Here is an 18823-nt window from a genome sequence, read left to right on the forward strand (position 1 = left end):
CATGTTGTGGGCTTGCATACTGCTGCCGCAGCTGGCGCTGGACGCCGTCCTCCGGCGTTTGCCTGATCCCGACCCGCCGCTGGCCCTGGTCGCCGGGCCGGCGCAGTTGCGCAGCCTGCATGCGGTGAACGCCGGCGCCGCCGAGGCCGGCTTGCGCGCAGGCATGCGCCTGACCGCAGCGCACGCCTTGCTGCCGGAATTCTCGATGGTGGAATACGAGCCGCAGGCCGAGGCGCGCTGGCAGCGCTTCCTGGCCGCATGGGCTTACCGCCACAGCTCCCTGGTCAGCGCGCAATGGCCGGGTTGCATCGTGCTGGAAGTGCGCGCGAGTTTTCGCTTGCTGGGGCCGTGGCCGCGCATCGAAGCGCGGTTGCGCGAAGAGCTGTCCGCGCTCGGCTTCAGCCACCGCATCGCGCTGGCCCCGACGCCGCGTGCGGCGCATGTGCTGGCCGGTCTCAGCGATGGCCTGGCCTTGCCGCACCCGGGCGCGATGGCGGACTACCTGGATCGCGTGCCGGTGCGGCGCGCACGTCTGCCCGATGGCGATGGCGAGCGCCTGCAGCGCATGGGCGTGCGCGATCTACGCGCTTTGCGCAATCTGCCGCGCGACAGCCTGCGCCGCCGTTTCGGCCTGCCGTTGCTGGAGCATCTGGACCGTCTGTACGGGCAGGCCGACGATCCGCTGGCTTACTACGCTCCGCCGGACCACTTCGATGCGCGGGTGGAGCTGGGTTACGAAGTGGAAAGCCACATGGCGCTGCTGTTCCCGCTGCGGCGTTTGATCGGCGATCTGTGCACCTATCTGTCGATCCGCGACGGCGGCGTGCAGCGCTTCGTGCTGCGCCTGGAGCACGAGGGCGCGCACACCGATGTCGACGTCGGCCTGCTGGCATCCGAGCGCGAGCCGGCGATGCTGTTCGAGCTCACCCGCAATCGCCTGGAGCGGGTGCAGATCGCGCAGCCGGTGGTGGCGCTGCGCCTGCTGGCGCGCGAACTGCCGCCGTTCGTCCCGGCCTCGCGCGATCTGTTCGACGCGCGCGCGCAGCAGACCCAGCCTTGGCCGCAATTGCGCGAACGTTTGCGCGCGCGCCTGGGCGACGAGGCGGTGTACCGCGTGACGCCCTCCGGCGATCCGCGCCCGGAACGCGCCTGGCGACGCGTGGACGGCGACGAGACCCGCATCGGCAGCGCGCCCGCGCGGCCGCCGCGGCCGCTGTGGCTATTGCCGCAGCCGATGCCGCTGCGCGATCCGCAGCTGCGCATCGTGTCCGGCCCGGAGCGGCTGGAAAGCGGTTGGTGGGACGGTGCCGACGCGCGCCGCGATTATTACCTGGTGGAGACCGGTCGCGGCCAGCGCGCCTGGGCGTACGCGCCGCCCGGCGAGCGCGAGGGCTGGATGCTGCACGGGTGGTTCGCATGAGCTGGGACGATGCCGTGAACGGCGTCTATCGCGACACGCCGGGCGGGCGTCCGCCGCGTGCCTGGGAGGTCGCGCACCGCTTGCGCCTGCATGCGGCCAACGACGATGCCGACGGCGACGGCGATCTGCCCGCCTATGCCGAGTTGCACTGCCTGTCGGACTTCTCCTTCCTGCGCGGCGCGTCCAGCGCCGAGGATTTGTTCGCGCGTGCCGCGCACTGCGGTTACGAAGCGCTGGCGATCACCGACGAGTGCTCGCTGGCCGGCATCGTGCGTGCGCTGGAGGCCTCGCGCGCGACCGGATTGAACCTCATCGTGGGCAGCGAGTTCTCTCTGCACTGCGGACTCAAGCTGGTGCTGCTGGTGGAAACCCAAGCGGGCTACACCCAGCTGTGCCGGCTGATCACCATCGCGCGCCGTGCGGCGCCGAAGGGCGCATACCACCTGACCCGGCAGGACCTGGAACAGGTGCTGGGCGATGGCGAGGCCGGCGTGTTCGCATTGTGGCTGCCGGCCGGCGTGCCGGACGCGGCGCAGGGACGCTGGCTGCGCGCCTTGCTCGGCGAGCGCGCTTTCCTGGCGGTGGAGCTGCGCCGCGAAGAAGACGATGCCGCGCGCCTGCAATTGTTGCTGGAGATGGCGGCGCACTTGGAGCTGACCCCGGTGGCGGCCGGCGACGTGCATATGGACCTGCGCCGCCAGCGCGTATTGCAGGACACCATGACCGCGATCCGCCACAACACGCCGCTGGCCGATTGCGGCGCGCAGCTGTTCCGCAACGGCGAACGCCACCTGCGCACGCGCCGCGCGCTGGGCAACATCTATCCGCCCGAACTGCTGGCCGCCGCTGTGCAGCTGGCGCGCCGGTGCGGCTTCCGCATGGATGAGGTGCGTTACAACTATCCGGCCGAACTGGTGCCGCAAGGGCATACGCCCAGCAGTTGGCTGCGCGCCTTGACCGAAACCGGCATGCGCGATCGCTGGCCGGAGGGTACGCCGGCGCATATCGCCGCGCAGATCGACACCGAGCTGGAACTGATCGCCGAGCTAAAATACGAGGCTTTCTTCCTGACCGTGGAGGACATCGTCCGCCACGCCAGATCGCTGAATATCCTCTGCCAGGGCCGCGGCTCGTCGGCCAACTCGGCCGTGTGCTACGCGCTGGGCATCACCGCGGTCGATCCGGCCGAGAGCCGGCTGCTGATGGCGCGTTTTCTGTCCAGGGAGCGCGGCGAGCCGCCCGACATCGACGTCGACTTCGAGCATGAACGGCGCGAGGAAGTGCTGCAGTACGTGTACGCAAAGTACGGCCGCGAGCGCGCGGCGCTGGCCGCCACGGTGATCCGCTACCGCGGCAAGAGTGCGGTGCGCGACGTGGCCAAGGCCTTCGGGCTGCCGCCGGACCAGATCGCGCTGCTGGCCGAGTGCTACGGCTGGGGCAACGGCGAGACGCCGATGGAGCAGCGCCTGCGCGAGGCCGGTTTCGACCCGGACAACCCGCTGATCCGGCGCGTCCTGGCGGTGACCGCGCAGCTGCGCGGCCATCCGCGCCACCTGTCGCAGCACGTCGGCGGCTTCGTCATCAGCGATGCGCCGCTGAGCACGGTGGTGCCGGTGGAGAACGCGGCCATGGACGACCGCACCATCATCCAGTGGGACAAGGACGATCTGGAAACCATGAAGTTGCTGAAGGTCGACTGCCTGGCGCTGGGCATGCTGACCTGCATCCGAAAGGCGGTGGACCTGATCGAACGCCACCGCGGCTATCGCCTGGACATCGCGCGCCTGCCGCCGGGCGACGGGCCGACCTACGAACTGATCCAGGCCGCGGACACGATCGGCGTGTTCCAGATCGAATCGCGCGCGCAGATGAGCATGCTGCCGCGGCTGAAGCCGAAGAACTTCTACGACCTGGTGGTGGAAGTGGCCATCGTCCGGCCCGGTCCCATCCAGGGCGGCATGGTGCATCCCTATCTGCGGCGCAGGCAGGGCAAGGAGCCGGTGGTCTACCCCTCGGCAGGCATCGAGGACATCCTCGGCAAGACCCTGGGCATCCCGCTGTTCCAGGAGCAGGTGATGGAGCTGGTGATCCATGCCGGCTACACGCCGGAGCAGGCCGATCGCCTGCGCCGCTCGATGGCGGCCTGGGGCCGGGGCGGGGACATGGAACCGCATCGCGAGCGCATCCGCGCCCTGATGGAGGGCAAGGGTTACTCCTCGGCGTTCATCGATCAGATCTTCGAACAGATCAAGGGCTTCGGCTCCTACGGTTTTCCGCAGAGCCACGCCGCCTCGTTCGCCAAACTGGTCTACGTCAGCTGCTGGATGAAACGCCACGAGCCGGCGGCCTTCGCCTGCGCACTGCTCAACGCCCAGCCGATGGGCTTCTATTCGCCCAGCGAGATCGTGCAGGACACCCGACGCGGCCGCGGCGAGCGTGCCGGCGTGGAAGTGCGCCCGGTGGATGCGACCTGCAGCGACTGGGACAACACCCTGGAAGGCGGCGGATATCGCGTCGGCGTAGACGACGGCAGACAGGCGGCGCTGCGCCTGGGTCTGCGCCAGGTAAGCGGCCTGTCGGAAACGATGGCGCGCGCGCTCGTCGCCGCGCGCGCGCAGGCGCCGTTCGCCGACGTGCGCGATCTGTGCCTGCGCGCCGGGCTGGACGAGAAGGCGCGCCACGCCCTGGCCGAGGCCGGCGCCTTGCAGAGCCTGGCCGGGCATCGCCACGCCGCGCGCTGGGCGGTGGCCGGTATCGAGCGCCAGCGCCCCTTGCTGCCGGACAGCCCGGACGAGGATGTCATCGAGCTGCCCGCACCGACCCAGGGCGAGGACGTGCTGTCCGATTACCGCGCCGTCGGCCTGACCCTGCGCACGCATCCGATGGCGCTGCTGCGCAAGCGTTTGCAACCGCACCGGGTGATGGACTCGCGCCAGTTACGCGAACAGCGGCATGGCCGCGGCGTGCACGCGGCCGGCATCGTCACCCAGCGCCAGCGTCCGGCCACGGCCGGCGGCACCATCTTCGTCACCCTCGAAGACGAACACGGCATGGTCAATGTGGTGGTGTGGCAGGACGTGGCGTTGCGTTCGCGCAAGGCCCTGCTGGGGGCGCGCCTGCTAGCGGTGCGCGGGCGCTGGGAGCAGGTCGACGGCGTGCAGCACCTGATCGCGCGCGAACTGCAGGATCTCAGTCATCTGCTCGGCGATCTGCAGGCCTCCTCGCGCGATTTCCATTGAAGGACGCCGCATGAAAGCGCTGTGCGCCCACGCCGACGACCTGTTCGCGACCGACTGCCGGACTCTGGTGGACGATGCCGAAGGCGGCGTGCGCTATTGGCCCGGCTTCGTCGACGCCGCGACCGCGGAGGCGTGGTTCGAAATCCTGCATGCGCGGGCGGCGTGGACGCATCTGCAGCGGCCGATGTACGACCGCATCGTCGACGTGCCGCGTCTGCTGGCGCACTACGACACCCAGGAGCTGCCCGATGACCTGCCGTTGGCGGACATGCTGCAACGGGTGCGCGCCCAGGTGCCGGCGCCGTACAACCGCATCGGCATGAACCTGTACCGCGACGGCCGCGACAGCGTGGCCATGCACCACGACAAGCTGCATACCCTCGTGCCCGGCCGGCCGATCACCCTGGTTTCGCTGGGCGCGCCGCGCCGCATGCTGATCAGGGCCCAGCGCGGCGCGCGCGACACCCTGGCCGTGGACCTGGCTCCGGGCAGCCTGCTGAGCATGAGCCACGCGTCCCAGCTCAGCCACGAGCACGGCATTCCCAAGACCAGGCGCGCTCAGGGGCCGCGCATCAGCGTGGTGTTTCGCGTACGCCGCGAGGGCTAGTGCTGCGCGATCGCGGCCGGGATCGTCCGCGTCGGCGCCAACGGCAGCGCGCACCCGTGTAGCATCGCCGGTGCCGCGCGCCCGCGGCGTCCCTCCGCTTCGTCGCCGCAGCCCGTGTCCCGACTCCAACTGCTGGACCTCACCGTCGACCTGCAGCGCCAACGCGTCGAACGCGAGGGCGCGGCATTGGACGTATCGGGGCTGAGCTTCCGTCTGTTCGCCTGCCTGCTCTCGCACGGCGACCGGGTGCTGGGCTTCGATCAGCTGGCGGGCGAAGTGTGGGCGCCGGCGGTGGTCAGCGAGGAGACCATCACCCAGCGCATCAAGTTGCTGCGGCAGGCGCTGGGCGACGACAGCCGTGCGCCGCGCTATATCCGTTCGGTGCGCGGGCAGGGCTATCAATTGTGTGCGCTGCCGCAGACGCTGGCGGACGCGGAGCCTGCAACGGCCGAGGCGTCGTCGCCCTCGAATGCGCGGCGCTGGCCATGGGCGGTGGCTGCGGTGCTGGTCGTGGCGGCTGCGACCGCCACACTGTGGTGGCGGCACGGGCCGCCGCCGCCGAAGTCGCCCTTGCTGGCGCGCGCGGACTATTACGCCGGCATCGGCCAGGCCGACGACAACGAGCGCGCGATCGCGCTGTACCGGCAGGCCTTGGCCGCCGATCCCGACGACGTCTCGGCGTTGCTCGGCCTGAGCCGTCTGTCCAGTGCGCGTACCTGTCTCTATAACGGCGGCCGCGACGACGCCGAGCGCGGCCTGGCCCTGGCCAGGCAGCTGCTGCGCCGCGACGGCGGCAACGCCAAGGCCTGGTCCGCGCTGGGCTACGCGCACGACTGCCTGGGCGACATCGGTGCGGCCGTGGCCGGCTACGAGCGCGCGCTGAAGCTGGACCCGGACGCCGACAACACCCGCTCCTCGCTGGCGTATCTGTACCAGGAGCAGGGCAGGGTCGCCGACGCCCTGCGCGGCAACATGCAGCTGCGCGGCGATCCGGCGCGGGTGCGTTTCCGCGATGTGCAGGTCGCGCGCGAACTGGAACTGCTCGGCTTCGTCGAAGCCGCGCGCCGCCGCCATCAGGCCAACTTCCGTCTGTTTCCCGACAACGTGTTCTCCAACATCGCCTGGCCGCGCAGCCTGTTCGGCGAGCGCCGCTACGACGAGGCCGCCGGCGCCCTGGCCGAGGCGCTGACGCGCGGCACACCGCATCCGGACCTATATATGTTGCAAGGCGAACTGGCCCTGCAACGCGGCGACCGCGCGGCGGCACGGGCCGCGTTCGCGCAAGCGCTGCGGCTGCGGCCGCAGAGTTCGCTGGGACTCACCGTCAACGGGCTCTACGCCGAACCCGCACCGGCGCCGGCCTGGATCGCCCGGCGCATCGCCGAGCTGCGCCCGTTGCCGACGCAGCCCGCGCCGTGGCCGGGCGTGCATCTGGAACTGGCGATGCTGGAACTGGCGCGACACCAACCGGTCGCCGCGGCGGCCGCGCTGGACGCGGCGGTCGCTGCCGGTTATCGCGACCGCGCCTATCTGCAGGCCTCGCCCTTGTTCGCCGCCTTGCGCGGCGACCCCGGCTACGCCCGCGTGTTGGCGCGCATCGACGCCGACATCGCCAGGCAGCGCGCGCAGGTGACGTCGGCCGCGTGGAAGCCGGCCGACGTGCCCTGAGCCTCAGCGCAGCGCTGCCAGCAGCTCGCGGAAGATCTCGCGCGACTGGGTATGGCCGTTGCGCTGGTTGTAGGCGGTGCTGGTGATCACCGCCACCAGTTGCCGCTCCGGCACCACCATCACGTAGTTGCCGCCGTTGCCGGACATGGCCCAGGCGGCGACGTCGCGGCCGCCGACATCGAAGTGCAGGCGCCACCACTGGTAACCGTATTCGGCGTCGTCGTCGGCTTTCGCCTGTTCGCTGGTCATCGCCGCGATGTAGTCGGCCGAGATCACCTGGCGGCCCTGCCAGCGGCCGTGGTCGACCACCAACTGGCCGAACTTGGCCAGATCACGGGTGCGATAGCGGGTGCCGCCACCGCCCATGCCGATACCCTCGGGCGAGCGGTTCCATTGGCTGCGGGCGATGCCCAGCGGCCGCTCCAGGGCTTCCGCGGCGAACTCCGCCAGGGGCTTGCCGGCGGCGCGTTCGACCACGGCGCCGGCGACGAAGGAACCGGCCGTGCAATACGCGAATGCGCGACCGTGCGGACTGTCGGCGGGCTTGCTCATCCACGGCGCGTAGCCCTTGACCGGCAGGGCCAGGGCGAAGTCGAGCCAGCGTTCGGTGACGTACATGCGTTCCTCGTTGCCGCTGGAGAACGGGTTCTCGTCGTTGCACTCCCATTGCGAGCTCATGGTCAGGAGGTCGGCCAGGGTGGTGGCGCGCAGGCGCGGGTCGACCTCGTGGCGGGCGGTGAACTGCGGGAAGCGGTCGTAGACGCGGTCTTGCACGCCGGGCAGCAGGCCGCGGTCGATGGCCGCTCCGACCAGCAGCGCCGTCACGCTCTTGGTCGCCGAGCGCACGTCGTGCAGGGTGCCGGCGTCGGCGCCGTTGAAGTAGCGCTCGTACACCGGCTGACCGCGCTGCACCACCATCACGCTGGTCAGCTGCTTGAGGCTGCCGTCGCCGAGGCGGACGTCCAGCGTCTTCAGCCGCGCCGGCTCGAAGGCGGTGTCGGCGGCGCGCGCCGCGGGCCAGCCGTCGCCGGGGGCGCCGTCGCTGGGTGCGGCGAACGCGGCCGGGCTGGCCAGGGCGAGCAACAGCAGGAGGCGGGGTAGGGGCATGGGCGGACTCTCGTTGGAAGGAGCCTGGATCACAGCCGCATTGCGTCTGAAGTGCCTGATCGGCGAGTGAAGAATTCTGAAGTTGCGCCTGCAGGCCCCTCGCCGGCGGGTCCGGCGCCTGTCATGGCGCCGGACCGGTCTCCGCCGGACCCATGTCGATGCGCTGCGGCATCGCCGAGTCGCCATGCTCGGCCCGCCGTGCCCGGCCTGCGGCAAGCCCTTGCGCACGCCGTGCGCCAGCTTCTGCGCCGGCGAGGTCCGGGGAATGGATGCCATGGAGGTAGCTCAGGCCGTCCTCCTTGGTCGGATAAACTCGCCGCATGTGCCGCTTCATCACTGCCACCCTGCCGATCGCCGCCGATATCGCTGCGCTGGACGCGATCGCGCGCCGCCACGGCCGGCAGTTGCAGCCGATGACGAACGCGAGCATCGAGCGCCAGATCTGTCCCGGCTTTCGTTACTTTCTGACCACCCTGGGCCATTGCGACTGCGGTACGCCGTTGGGCGGGCGGGCGCCGGAGCGCTCGCGTCGCGAGCCCGATCCGGCCGAAGCGGCGCAGCGGCTGCGCCGCAAGGGCTGGAGCGAGGCCAAGATCGAGCGCGCGCAGGCCCAGCAGCAGGCCAAGCGCGGCGCCGTCGACGAGGTGGACGCGGTCGCGGCGCGTGAGGCGCTGGCGGTGTGGGTGGCCTTCCTCGACGAGGCGCTGGCTTATGGGAGCAATGCCCGCATCGGGCTCCTGCTGCACGATTACGACGGCGCGCTAAGCGCGGACATCGCGCTGCTGGACCGCGAAGCCGTGCCAAGGCAGGCGCTGAGCGTGGATCTGCTCGAACGCATGCGCGAAGACGTGCTCTACGAATTCCGTCGCTAGTCCGTGCGCAGGATCGCGGCGCGGCCACGACTGGGCCTACACTCGCGCAGTCCCCACTTCCGCACGACCGCATGACTGCCACCGGTTTTCTTTCCGTCTTCGCCCCTTCGTTCGCGCTGGGCGGTCCCGTGCTGCTCGGTCTGGCCGGGCTGCTGCGCCGCCGCGACCGCGCGACCACGCCGGCGCTGTATCCGGTCTGGGACTGGAAGCTGATCCTGGCTTCGATGCTGCTCTACGCGCTGTGCTTCAGCCTGATCTTCTTCATCCAGGAGCTGTTCCTGGTGCTGCCCAAAGCGTTCACGCCGGGGCTGCGCCCGACCCTGTTCCACAACAACCACCATTGGGACGGCGACAACCCTTTGGCCAAACTGTTCCAGGGCACCGGCGCGGTGGCGACACTGATCGTCGCCGCGATCTGCGCGTATTGGCTGCGCCGCTGCCCGCCGCGCTCGACACTGTGGCGCCTGTTCGCGTTCTGGATGGTTTTCCACGGCTGCTTCCAGGCGCTGCCGCAATTCGTGGTCGGGGCGATCTTCCCGGGCAACGACGTGGGCATGGCGATGGAGTACCTGCAATGGAGCGCGGCGAGCAAGACCGTCGCGGCCTTGCTGGCGATGGCCTTGATCGTGTGGATCGCGGTCCGGTTGCTGCGACCGCTGCTGGCCCTGGCCACGCACGCGGAGCAGATCGCCGCGCCGGGCCGGCGCAACGGTTTCGTGTTCCGCGCCGCGACCCTGCCGGGATTGCTGGCGCTGCCGCTGATCCTGTCGATGCGGGTGCCGGGCAGCCTGGATCAGGTCGCGATCGTGCCGGTGGCCGAATACGTGATCGGCGTGGCGTGGATGCAGGCCGCGGCCTGGTTCGCGATCCCCACGCGCGCAGGCGATGCGGCCCCGCTGCGCTCGATCGCGATTCCGCTGCTGGCGCTGATCGCCCTGACCCTGGTGTTCCATTTGGTGCTGCGTCCGGGCATCGCGTTCTATTGAGTCGCGACCGGCGGGCAGCGGCGCGGCCCGCCGGTGGCTCCGATCACGGGTTCTGATCCAGCGTCCATTCCAGAGCAGTCAACGAGGTCAGGAAGTCCGCGGCGTCGAAGGCCTGGCCGGGGGCGACCACGCCGACGGCTTTCGCACGGCTGTCGAGTATGCGCACCAGCGCCTCCACGATCAGCGGCGCGCTGACCGCGTAGATATCCTGGCCCTGCGCGGTCGCCCGATACGAGCGGCCATGCCGGCGTACCTGCACGTCGACGACGTAGCGTTGCGCCGAACGCCCGCTTTCATCGACCGCGGCCGGCGTCGGCGTGCCGGGATCGCGCACGTCCTGCACAGCGGTCAGGTTCATGTACGAGTCGACTTGAGCGCAGCGCAGATGCCGCGACAAGGTGGCGATTTCCGAGAACGGCAGGGCCAGGGTCGCTTGCGCGCCGAACGGCGGCGGAAACGTCCATTCGCGTGCCGCTGGCGGTTGCGCCAGTGGAGCGAGCCGGCCGTCGGCGATCACCAGCCGTGGACGCTGGTTGCGTTGACCGGTCACGCGCGTGCCCAGGGTCGGATGCCAGCGGTCCAATGCCACCGCGATCTCGACCGCATCCGCATCCGATGCACCGCCCAGCGCGGCAGTGGTCAACAGGTCGGCCAGGCCGCCGAAGAAGGCCATGGCCGGAATCGCGACGATGCCGGCGGCGCGTGCCTGCTCATCGTAGTCCGCCGCCAGATCGAGTACCGCGCCTTGCTCTGCGCACAGGTCGAGATAGGGCAGCCCCGCGCGCAACGCCGCTTCCAGCACCGGCGCGGCGGTGTCGAGGAAGGGGCCGGCGCAGTTGAGCACCGCGACGGCGCCTTGCAGCATCCGATCCAGCGCTTGCGGGTCTTCGATGGACGCCTGGCATCGCTGCAAATGCGGATAGGCGTCGGCCAGCTCCGCCAGCTTGGCGGCATCGCGCCCGCACAGGCGCGGCACCAGGCCGCGCCGGAGCAGTTCGTCGATCACGAAGCCTGCGGTATGGCCGTAGGCGCCGTAGACGGCGACGGTCTTGCCTGCCGATGCCGCGGCGCGGATCTGAGCGTGGCTCATGCGATGGCCGCCTGTGCGTTTGCGGGTTCGACGGAGTGCGTCTGCCAATGCGTGCGCAGTTCGCGATTGAAGTCCTGCCAGCGTTCTTCGGGGAAGAAAATGCGCGCGCCGTCGAACTCGACCCGTCGCACGGTGCCAGGAATGGTCTGCTGCAGCCAGAACGACCAGGCCAGCGGGAAGTAGATATCGTCGGTGCCCCAGGCGATCAGGGTCGGCGCCTGCAGGCGGCGCAGTCCGTCCTCGATCGCCAGGGTGTGGCGGCAATCGAAGGCATTGACGAAGCGTTCCAGTTCGCCGAGGCGTCGGGCCGGATCCAGCAGCGGTCGCAGGTAGGTGTCGATGGTCGCGTCCGCGATCTGTTCGGGTCGCTCGTAGGCCGGTGCCAACGCGCTACGGAACACCGCCTTGTCGGCCAGCATGGCCTGCAGCGTATCGCCCAGGCCGCCCGCGGCCACCATGGCGACGAAGGGCTTGAAGGCCTCCGGCGGCCAGTTGTCGTGGGCGTCGCAGTTGCTCAGCGCCAGGCTGCGGATGCGCTGCGGGTAGTGCGCGGCGAAGATCTGGCAGACGCCGCCGCCGCTGTCGTTGCCGACCAGGTCGACGCGGTCGATGCCCAGCGCATCGAGGAACTGCGCCAGCATGTGCGCATTGGCGGTGACCGACACGTCCTGGCCGTCGCCGGCCTCGGTGTAGCCGTGCGCGAGCAGGTCGACCGCGATGCAACGTCGGCTGTCGCTCAGTTCCGCGAGCTGATGGCGCCACAGATAGCCGTTGAGCAACACGCCGTGCACGAACAGTGCGACCGGGCCCTGGCCCCGTTCGACGTAGCTGATCCGGCCCGAGGGCGTGTCGACCGAGCGGCGCGCGGCGAAGTAGGTCTCGCCGTTCATGGCCGCACGTCCGCTTCGCGCAGCTTCTGCGCGCATTCTTCGCAGCAGACTTCGACGGTGTGGCCGCCGAGGCTGATCGCGATGGCCTGTTCGTCCAGCTCACAGTCGCAAGCGGCGCAGGTGTTGTCGTTCATGATTTTCTCCGAGGTAGGCCCGTTGGCCGGGCGAGACCAGGAGACCATCGCGGCGGCGCGGCCGCTGTCGGAATCTTTAGCGACTTGCGGGCCGCTCGCGGACGACCCGCTCGTGAACGAACCGCTTGTGAAGCGCGCTCACGCGCTCTTGGCGTAGGCCGAGCGCCGGAACGCCGTGGGCGTGCGGCCATAGGCCTGCTTGAATGCGGCGCTGAAGTGGCTGTGGCTGGAGAAACCCAGGTCCAGGGCCAACGCCGACATGTCCTGGCTGTGCGGAATCAGGTCCAGGGCGCGCGCCAGGCGCAGTTGCAGGTGATAGCGATAGAGCGGCAGACCCTCGACCTGCTGGAAAGCCTGGGTCAGGTAGACCGCCGAACCGCCGATCTCGGCCGCGATCTCCTCCAGGCTCCAGCGCCGGGTCAGATCCTCGGCCAGCAGCACTTTGACCCGGTCCACCAGGCGCCGGCGCGAATGGGTCGCGGCGGTGGCGTGCGCGGTCCGCGGCCCGAGGCTGCGGCAGACCAGGGTCAGGGCCAGGCTTTCGGCTTCCAGCGCCTCGATATGGCCGATCTGCAGGCTATGCCGCAGCAAGGCGACCAAGGCTTGCGCGCGCGCGTCGATGCGCAGCGACTGGCGGTTGAAGCCGAGCTCGTCGCGCTTGTGCAGCAACTCGGCCGGAGCCAATTCGCGCAGCAGCGGCGCCGATATCGCCAGCACCAGACTGGAGTCGCCGCCGAGCACAGGGTGGCTGACCTGATAGGCCTCGCCTGCGTTGAACAGCAGGGCATGGTTGGCGTCGGCGACCGATTGGTCCTGGCCGACGTGGCGCAGATAGAGGCCGCGGTAGGGGAACACCAGATGGGTCGAGGACGCGCATTCCTCGGCGCTGCGGTGACGGCAATGACCGGCGCACAGCACGTTGCGCACGGCGACGGTGCCGCTGTCGAACAAACGGGAGACTGCGAAATCCGTCATCGTGCTCGTGCGGCCCCGGGGGCTAGGCGTCCGCTGCCGATGATAAGCGGGGGCGGGCATGCCGGCCATGACCTCGCAGGTCATGGCGCAGCCACGCGCCGGCAGCAAGCACGTCAGTCCTCGGCCAGAAAGCGCGCCGGCATGCGCTCGTAGTAGGGGAACAGCTTGAAGTAGGGCCGCGCCTCGGCCAGCACGCGCGCGTACGAGGGCCGTTGCAGCAGGCGTTCGAAATAAGCCGACAGGTTCGGGAAGCCCTCGCCGAACGGAGTCACGATGCCGGCGTAGAACAAGGCCGGTGCGGCCGAGCAATCGGCCAAGCCGAAGCTGTCGCCGGCGGCCCAGAGGCGGCCGCTCATGCGGTGCTCGAGCATGCCGTAGGCGATGCCCAGGCTGGCATGGGCGTCGGCTACGCCGCGCGGGTCGTGTTCGCCTTCGCCGCGCAGGCGGTCCAGCACGATCTTCTGCATCGGCACGCTGACGTAGAGATCGAAGAAGCGATCCCACAGGCGCGCGTCGAGATTGGCGGCCGGGTCGGCCGGCAGCAGCGGTAACGGGCCCGGGTAATGGCGGTCCAGGTATTCGATGATGATGCTGGTTTCCGGCACGGTCGCATCGCGCGCTTCGTCGCGCAGCACCGGCATCTTGCCGACCGGCCACAGGTCGAGGAAACGTGCGTGCTCGTCGGCGGCGGCGCATTCGATCAGGCGCGGCTCGAAGGGGGTGCCGTTCTCGTACAGGGCGATCAACACCTTGTGGCAGAACGAAGCCAGGGGATGCTGGTACAGAACGAGCGCCATCGCGGATTCCTGCAACCGGTCGGAACGACAGGTTAGCCCGATACGGCCGGTGCCGCAGCGTGGTTGCGTCGATCCGATGTCGATCCAATCTTGATCGGCGCGTCTAGCCGGCCAGCGCCACGCCGGCCGCGCCGGCTTCGGCCGACAGCACCGGCTGGGACCGACCGACCTGGGCGTCCAGCATCGCCGTCAGCGCGTCGCGCAGGGCATGGGCGCGCTCCTGAGTGATGCAGCGTTCGTCGCCCATGCAGTAGAAGCGGATCTGGCCATGCAGGGCATAGACGATCAAGCCCAGCGCACGGACCGAACGCGAGTGCACAAAGACGCGCAGATCGCGCAGGCGGAACGGAGCGTCGTCGCCGAGCAGGTCGAGATTGCCCAGGTTGGACAGGGTGAAGCGGTTCCAGCTGCCGTTGAGCCCGAGCGCGTTGCCGAACCGGATCAGCGCATGCAGTTGCGCCGGCGCCGGGGGGCGGATCAGTTCGCAGAAGTGGTAGCGGCCCGGGATGTCGTGGGTCTCGCGTTCGATCTGGCCCTGCATCGAGCGATGCACCGTGCGGGCGCACTCCCAGAAATCGGCAGCGCCGGCTTCGCCGGTGCGGAACTTGAGGCCGCCGCCACCGTAGAACAGCATGTCGTCGGCCAGCGCCGGCAGACGGCCGCGGCGGCCGTCCATCGGACTTTCGATCCAGGCCGGCAGCCGCTCGCGGCCCAGCGCGGTCAGCAGGGCGCTGTCCAGCGCGACCACCAGCGCCGCATGCACCGACACGCCCTCATGCTTGCAACGCTGCCGCAACGCAGCCGACAGGGCCGGCCCGGCATTCCATTCCAGGTGATGTTCGCGATTACGCGGGGCAGGCAGCGGCGGCAGCACCTGCAGCAGCAGCCCGATCAGGCGCGCGGTCCAGCGCCGCCGCCGCGGGTGTTCGGGGCGGTAGTCGCCGACGATATCGGCGGCGCTGAGCGCCGCGTAGGGCCGCAGCGGCGCGTCGTCGTACAGGGCCCGCAGCGTTTCCCGAACCAGGATCAGCAGGCTCATGCCGTCGCAGATGCGGTGCGAGGCGACGAACAGCAGATCGCTGGCGTCCGCGCCGCGCAGCCAGACCAGGCGCAGCTGCGGCTGGCCGTGCGCGAACGGGGTCTCGGCTTCATCCACGGATTCGCGTCGGCAGTCGTCGTCGCCGTTCCGGTCGAGCACGCGCAGCGGGATGGGCCCGGCACTGTCTTCGACATAGTGCAGGCCGCCGCGTTGCGCCTGCACCGTGGCGCGCAAGGCGGGATGCTTGCGCTGCACGCGCGCCAGCGCCTCGCGCAGGCGAGTTTCGTCGATGCCGCCTTCGAGCCGGACCGCATAGACCAGGCTGCCGTCGATCAGATGTTCGATCGTGGACAGCTTGCGGCTCACGAGGCGTCTCCCGGCGCCGACCTCGAGCTCGCGGTTGCGGCGGCTGGCGCCCCACGTGCGGCGCCGGAGCAGTAGGCGTGGATACGCGGATGCAGGCGTTCGAACGTGCCCAGCTTGCCGCGTCGGCCGTCGAAGTAGCCGCAGGCGATGGCGGTCAGCTTGCGCAGCTTGTCCGGCTCGAACAGCGCCACGCACAGGCCCTGGTGCAGGGCCAGCGCGCCGCTGAGCCAGTGCAGGCCCCAATGGGCCTTGTACAGGCGCAGACAATGCACCGCGTTGCGCGCGCCGTAGTAGCGTCGCCAGGCGACGTGATGGGTGGTGTAGAGCTTGCCGTGGCGGCGGATCTGGCCGGTGGTCTGGTTCATCACCACGTCTGCGTTCATCAGTACCGGCACGCCCTGGCTGGAGGCGCGCAGGCCGTACTCGATATCGATGTACTCGATGAAATAGTCCTCGCGGAATGCGCCGAGCTTGCGATAGGCGGCGGCCGAGATCGCCGAACCGGAGGAAATCACGAACAGGGTCGGGAACAAACCCTGGCTGCGCTCGGTCATGCGCACCGGCCGCGGGAAGCGCCGGCCCGGCGGGAAGGTCGGCATGCATTTGCGCAGGTTGATCTCGTACACGCGCGGCCCGAGCACGAAGCTGTCGGTGCCCAGCGTGGCGCAGGCCTGCATCATCTGTTCGAAGAACGAGGCCTCGATCTTGGAGTCCTGGTCGAGCAGGAAGATCACTTCGCAGCCGCGCGCCAGCAGCACTTCGGCGCCGCGGTTGTAGGCACCGGCCAGGCCGCCGCGGTTGCGGTTGACCAGTACGTCGATGTGTTCGTCGTGCAGGGCCCGGTGCAGGGACGCATCCGGTTCGGGCGAGTTGTCGATCGCGACCAGATCGGCGCAGATCGCGCGCGCGCGGCGCAAGTTGTCGACGAACTCCGGGCCCGGCTGGTACAGGACGAAGATCAGGCCGTAGCGAGTCATGAGGCGCGTACCGGTGCGGACGAGGGCGCGTGCTGGGCGGTTTGCGTCTGCGGCGCGGTCATCGATTCCAGCAGCGCCATCGCGTGTTCGCGGATCCGCTGCGCCTGCGCGCGCGGCAACGAGTCTTCGTCGGAGGCGAGCACGAAGTCGTAGCGGCCGGCGTAGCGCGACATCACCACCAGATGCGCCGGCGTCGCGCCGACCAGGCCGGAGACGCCGCGCACCGCACGCAGGCGGTAGCCGTGATAGTCCTGCGCCAGCGACAGCCGGCCCAGGTTGCTGAGCGTCAGTTCGCGCCCGGCGCGCCGCGAACGGCCGTAGGAGACCATGCGTTCGAATACGCCGTGCAGGCGTTCCAGGCCGAGGAAGTTGCGGTAGACCTTGGGCGCCAGGACTTCGACCTTGGCCTGAAGGTCTGCCTGCAGCGCCCGTGCCTGCTCCCAGAACTCGGTCGGCGAGCATTCGCCCGCGCGCGCCTTGCCCGGCTGCAGCGCGATCGTCGGCGCGATCCCGAACAAGTCGTCGTCGGCGAGTGCGGGCAGCAGGCTGCGCATGTCCACCGGCGCGGTGTAGCGCTGGATCCAGCGCGGGCCGCAGACCGCGCGGAACGCAGCGATGAAGGCCAGGCTGATCGCGACGTAGGTGCTGACGCGCTCGTGGCGGCAGTGCTCGGACAGCCGTCGGCTGGCGGCCTCGTCCAGAGTCCAGAGTTCGCGATAGACCTCGCCGTAGCGCTGCGCCGGCCTGGACCTGACCAGCAGCCGCAGCGCCAGGGACAACGCGGCCGCGCGCCAGCGGATGCTGCGTTGCAAGCCGCGGTCGTTGCGCACCGAGTCGGGCAGTAGATCGATGAAGCTCGCCAGCAGGTGACGGGGTTCGACCGCGTGTTCGGAGCCGTCGGACCAGCGCAGCAGCTCGCCTAGCAAGGTCATCAGCGAGCGCCCGTCGCAGATCGCGTGATGGCAGACCAGGACCAGCTCGCTCTGGTTCTCGCCGCGCAGCCAGATCAGCCGTGCCAGCGGTTCGCTGCGGCCATCGAAGCGCCGTTGCAGCTCGCGCGCCGAGGTCGTCATCCAGCCGTCGTCGCCGTTCCGGCCTAGGATACGCAGGGCGATCGGCAGGGGGCTGTGCTGCATTTCGAACCACGGCCGGCCGTCGCGTTCGACGATCAGGCAGCGCAGCAGCGGGTGACGCGCCTGCAGTTGGGTCAGTGCGCGCTGCAGCGCGGTCTGATCGATGCGGCCTTCGACGCAGGCGGTAGCGATGACGTTGCCCGGCAGGCTGCCGTCGCCGTACAGGGCGCGTTCGAACAGGGTCAGCGGACGTGCGGGGACGGTGCTCATGCGACGCTCCGCAGCCGCGGCGCTTCGGGCGCGATCGGATCGAGCAGGCCCCAGGCGCGCAACTGCGCCAGCGCCGCGCCGATGCCGTCTTCGGCGCGCACCGTGCGGCCCAGTTCTGCCGCCGCCCGCAGCATCGGCGCTTGCTGCGTGGCGCGGATGGCCTCGGCCAGTTGCGCGGCATCCAGGGTCTTGCGTTGCAGCGCCGGCGGCGCGACGCCGCGGCGTTGCAGGCAACGCGCCCAGAACGGCTGATCGCCATAGAACGGCACCACCACCGAGGGGATGCCGGCGCGCACCGCGGCGGCGGTGGTGCCGGCGCCGCCGTGGTGCACGGCCGCGCACATGTGGGGGAACAGGGCATCGTGCGGCGCGTGGCGCAGGAAGTAAGTGCGTGCGTCGCGCGCGCCGTCGGCGCCGTCCAGGCCGCCCCAGCCGGTGGCGAGTACGGCACGCAGGCCGCTGCGTTCGACCGCGTCGAGCACGGTGCGGGTGAAAGCGACCGCGTCGGCGTTGACCATGCTGCCGAAGCCGACATAGACCGGCTTGTCGCCGCCGGCGAGGAAGCGGCGCAAGTCCTCGCTGGGCTGCCACGAGCTCTGTTCGGCGAACCAGTAACCGGTGATCTGCGAACTCTCCGGCCAGTCCGCAGGACGCGGCAGCAGGGCCGCGCTGTAGCCGTTGAGGGTCTTTTCCTGCTGGGCATTGCGGCCCAGATGCGGGCCGTGCCAGGGATAGCGCGGCAGACCCAGTTGCGGCCGCACCAAGTCGTTGATCGCCGGCTTCATCACGTACCACACCAGCAGATGGATCAGCTTGTACAGGCCCAGGCTGAGCGCGCCCGGCAGGCGCTCGCGAGATCCGGCCATCACCATCGGCGGCAGGATCCGCGACGGCGTCAGAGGCTGCAGGCGCGCGATCGCGAACGGCAGGCCGCGTGCTTCGGACAGGGCCTTGGCCAGCTGGATGGCGTTGCTGACGCCGATCAGCAAGCCCGCGCCGTCGCTAGCGGCCAGGCCTTCCGCGGCCCAGTCCCGGGCCCAGTGCGCATAGCGCTCACGGAAGGTGCGCGCCATTGCGTACAGATTGAGGCCGCGATCGGCGATGCTGCGGTCGGCGTCGAGCATGGCCTGGAAATCCGCGCTCAGCGGGTAATGCTCCAGGCCGGCGTCGCCCACCAGCGCGGCGAAGTTGGCGCTGGTGGCGATGCGCACGGGATAGCCCGCGCGCCGCAGGCCCTGGCCCAGCGCGACGCAGGGCAGCACGTCGCCGAGCGTGCCGATAGTGAAGATGACGACGGGCCGCGCGGCGGACAT

General features: G+C 70.0%; 16 protein-coding genes. 6 read left to right on the plus strand and 10 right to left on the minus strand.

The annotated features are described in order from the left end of the window. Position 1 precedes the first annotated feature (1 nt). The 4 genes from ASD78_RS03780 to ASD78_RS03795 all read left to right on the plus strand — a co-directional run bounded on the left by ASD78_RS03780 (position 2) and on the right by ASD78_RS03795 (position 6934). Positions 2–1420: a DNA polymerase Y family protein gene (locus ASD78_RS03780; RefSeq protein ID WP_056098494.1), complete on the plus strand. Its 1419-nt coding sequence runs from the start codon at positions 2–4 to the stop codon at positions 1418–1420. Further along, entirely contained in the window at positions 1417–4659 is a 3243-nt protein-coding gene (locus ASD78_RS03785) for an error-prone DNA polymerase (protein WP_056098497.1), read from the plus strand. Before ASD78_RS03780 ends, ASD78_RS03785 begins: the two co-directional genes overlap by 4 nt. Positions 4660–4669: 10 nt before the next feature. Further along, the gene (locus ASD78_RS03790) at positions 4670–5266 is read left to right on the plus strand and encodes an alpha-ketoglutarate-dependent dioxygenase AlkB (protein ID WP_056098500.1); all 597 of its coding nucleotides are present in this window, start codon (positions 4670–4672) and stop codon (positions 5264–5266) included. A gap of 114 nt (positions 5267–5380) precedes the next feature. Beyond that, positions 5381–6934: a winged helix-turn-helix transcriptional regulator gene (locus tag ASD78_RS03795; protein WP_056098503.1), complete on the plus strand. Its 1554-nt coding sequence runs from the start codon at positions 5381–5383 to the stop codon at positions 6932–6934. Between the two features lie 3 nt (positions 6935–6937). Here the strand turns inward: ASD78_RS03795 and ASD78_RS03800 are convergent, their stop codons facing one another. Further along, positions 6938–8041 carry a serine hydrolase gene (locus tag ASD78_RS03800; RefSeq protein WP_056098505.1) on the minus strand — a complete coding sequence of 368 codons (1104 nt, stop codon included), beginning with the start codon at positions 8039–8041 and terminating at the stop codon, positions 6938–6940. Positions 8042–8361: 320 nt separating this feature from the next. Between ASD78_RS03800 and ASD78_RS03805 the strand changes: the two genes are divergently transcribed. Together ASD78_RS03805 and ASD78_RS03810 are read left to right on the plus strand one after the other, a co-directional pair. Beyond that, positions 8362–8913, plus strand: a complete 552-nt coding sequence (locus ASD78_RS03805) for a hypothetical protein (protein ID WP_056098507.1) — start codon at positions 8362–8364, stop codon at positions 8911–8913. A gap of 71 nt (positions 8914–8984) precedes the next feature. Next, complete coding sequence (locus tag ASD78_RS03810) at positions 8985–9899, plus strand: hypothetical protein (protein WP_056098509.1); 915 nt, start codon at positions 8985–8987, stop codon at positions 9897–9899. Between the two features lie 43 nt (positions 9900–9942). On the opposite strand, the gene ASD78_RS03815 is transcribed toward ASD78_RS03810, so the two are convergent. From ASD78_RS03815 to ASD78_RS03850, 9 genes are all read right to left on the minus strand, one after another. Further along, positions 9943–10989: a saccharopine dehydrogenase NADP-binding domain-containing protein gene (locus tag ASD78_RS03815; protein WP_056098512.1), complete on the minus strand. Its 1047-nt coding sequence runs from the start codon at positions 10987–10989 to the stop codon at positions 9943–9945. Beyond that, complete coding sequence (locus ASD78_RS03820) at positions 10986–11879, minus strand: alpha/beta hydrolase (protein WP_056098514.1); 894 nt, start codon at positions 11877–11879, stop codon at positions 10986–10988. The genes ASD78_RS03815 and ASD78_RS03820 overlap by 4 nt, the downstream gene beginning before the upstream one ends. Further along, positions 11876–12013, minus strand: coding sequence for a hypothetical protein (locus tag ASD78_RS21145; RefSeq protein WP_200944124.1), 138 nt, complete (start codon positions 12011–12013; stop codon positions 11876–11878). The genes ASD78_RS03820 and ASD78_RS21145 overlap by 4 nt, the downstream gene beginning before the upstream one ends. A gap of 138 nt (positions 12014–12151) precedes the next feature. Further along, complete coding sequence (locus tag ASD78_RS03825; RefSeq protein ID WP_055909256.1) at positions 12152–12988, minus strand: AraC family transcriptional regulator; 837 nt, start codon at positions 12986–12988, stop codon at positions 12152–12154. 113 nt (positions 12989–13101) lie between these two features. After that, complete coding sequence (locus ASD78_RS03830) at positions 13102–13785, minus strand: glutathione S-transferase family protein (RefSeq protein ID WP_056098516.1); 684 nt, start codon at positions 13783–13785, stop codon at positions 13102–13104. A 103-nt stretch (positions 13786–13888) separates the two neighbouring features. Continuing rightward, positions 13889–15190 carry a condensation domain-containing protein gene (locus ASD78_RS03835; RefSeq protein ID WP_056098517.1) on the minus strand — a complete coding sequence of 434 codons (1302 nt, stop codon included), beginning with the start codon at positions 15188–15190 and terminating at the stop codon, positions 13889–13891. Continuing rightward, entirely contained in the window at positions 15187–16167 is a 981-nt protein-coding gene (locus ASD78_RS03840) for a glycosyltransferase (RefSeq protein ID WP_056098520.1), read from the minus strand. The genes ASD78_RS03835 and ASD78_RS03840 overlap by 4 nt, the downstream gene beginning before the upstream one ends. Continuing rightward, the gene (locus ASD78_RS03845) at positions 16164–17510 is read right to left on the minus strand and encodes a condensation domain-containing protein (RefSeq protein WP_055909243.1); all 1347 of its coding nucleotides are present in this window, start codon (positions 17508–17510) and stop codon (positions 16164–16166) included. Before ASD78_RS03845 ends, ASD78_RS03840 begins: the two co-directional genes overlap by 4 nt. After that, a complete protein-coding gene (locus tag ASD78_RS03850) occupies positions 17507–18823 on the minus strand; it encodes a glycosyltransferase (RefSeq protein WP_235565906.1) in 1317 nt (438 codons plus the stop codon). Before ASD78_RS03850 ends, ASD78_RS03845 begins: the two co-directional genes overlap by 4 nt.

The organism is Lysobacter sp. Root667, assembly GCF_001427715.1.
Taxonomy (GTDB): domain Bacteria; phylum Pseudomonadota; class Gammaproteobacteria; order Xanthomonadales; family Xanthomonadaceae; genus Lysobacter.

Coding starts and splice junctions, on each gene's coding strand:
- ASD78_RS03780 (WP_056098494.1), top strand. CDS start 2: ATGTTGTGGGCTTGCATACTGCTGCCGCAGCTGGCGCTGGACGCCGTC.
- ASD78_RS03785 (WP_056098497.1), top strand. CDS start 1,417: ATGAGCTGGGACGATGCCGTGAACGGCGTCTATCGCGACACGCCGGGC.
- ASD78_RS03790 (WP_056098500.1), top strand. CDS start 4,670: ATGAAAGCGCTGTGCGCCCACGCCGACGACCTGTTCGCGACCGACTGC.
- ASD78_RS03800 (WP_056098505.1), bottom strand. CDS start 8,041: ATGCCCCTACCCCGCCTCCTGCTGTTGCTCGCCCTGGCCAGCCCGGCC.
- ASD78_RS03805 (WP_056098507.1), top strand. CDS start 8,362: ATGTGCCGCTTCATCACTGCCACCCTGCCGATCGCCGCCGATATCGCT.
- ASD78_RS03810 (WP_056098509.1), top strand. CDS start 8,985: ATGACTGCCACCGGTTTTCTTTCCGTCTTCGCCCCTTCGTTCGCGCTG.
- ASD78_RS03815 (WP_056098512.1), bottom strand. CDS start 10,989: ATGAGCCACGCTCAGATCCGCGCCGCGGCATCGGCAGGCAAGACCGTC.
- ASD78_RS03820 (WP_056098514.1), bottom strand. CDS start 11,879: ATGAACGGCGAGACCTACTTCGCCGCGCGCCGCTCGGTCGACACGCCC.
- ASD78_RS21145 (WP_200944124.1), bottom strand. CDS start 12,013: ATGAACGACAACACCTGCGCCGCTTGCGACTGTGAGCTGGACGAACAG.
- ASD78_RS03825 (WP_055909256.1), bottom strand. CDS start 12,988: ATGACGGATTTCGCAGTCTCCCGTTTGTTCGACAGCGGCACCGTCGCC.
- ASD78_RS03830 (WP_056098516.1), bottom strand. CDS start 13,785: ATGGCGCTCGTTCTGTACCAGCATCCCCTGGCTTCGTTCTGCCACAAG.
- ASD78_RS03840 (WP_056098520.1), bottom strand. CDS start 16,167: ATGACTCGCTACGGCCTGATCTTCGTCCTGTACCAGCCGGGCCCGGAG.
- ASD78_RS03845 (WP_055909243.1), bottom strand. CDS start 17,510: ATGAGCACCGTCCCCGCACGTCCGCTGACCCTGTTCGAACGCGCCCTG.
- ASD78_RS03850 (WP_235565906.1), bottom strand. CDS start 18,823: ATGTCCGCCGCGCGGCCCGTCGTCATCTTCACTATCGGCACGCTCGGC.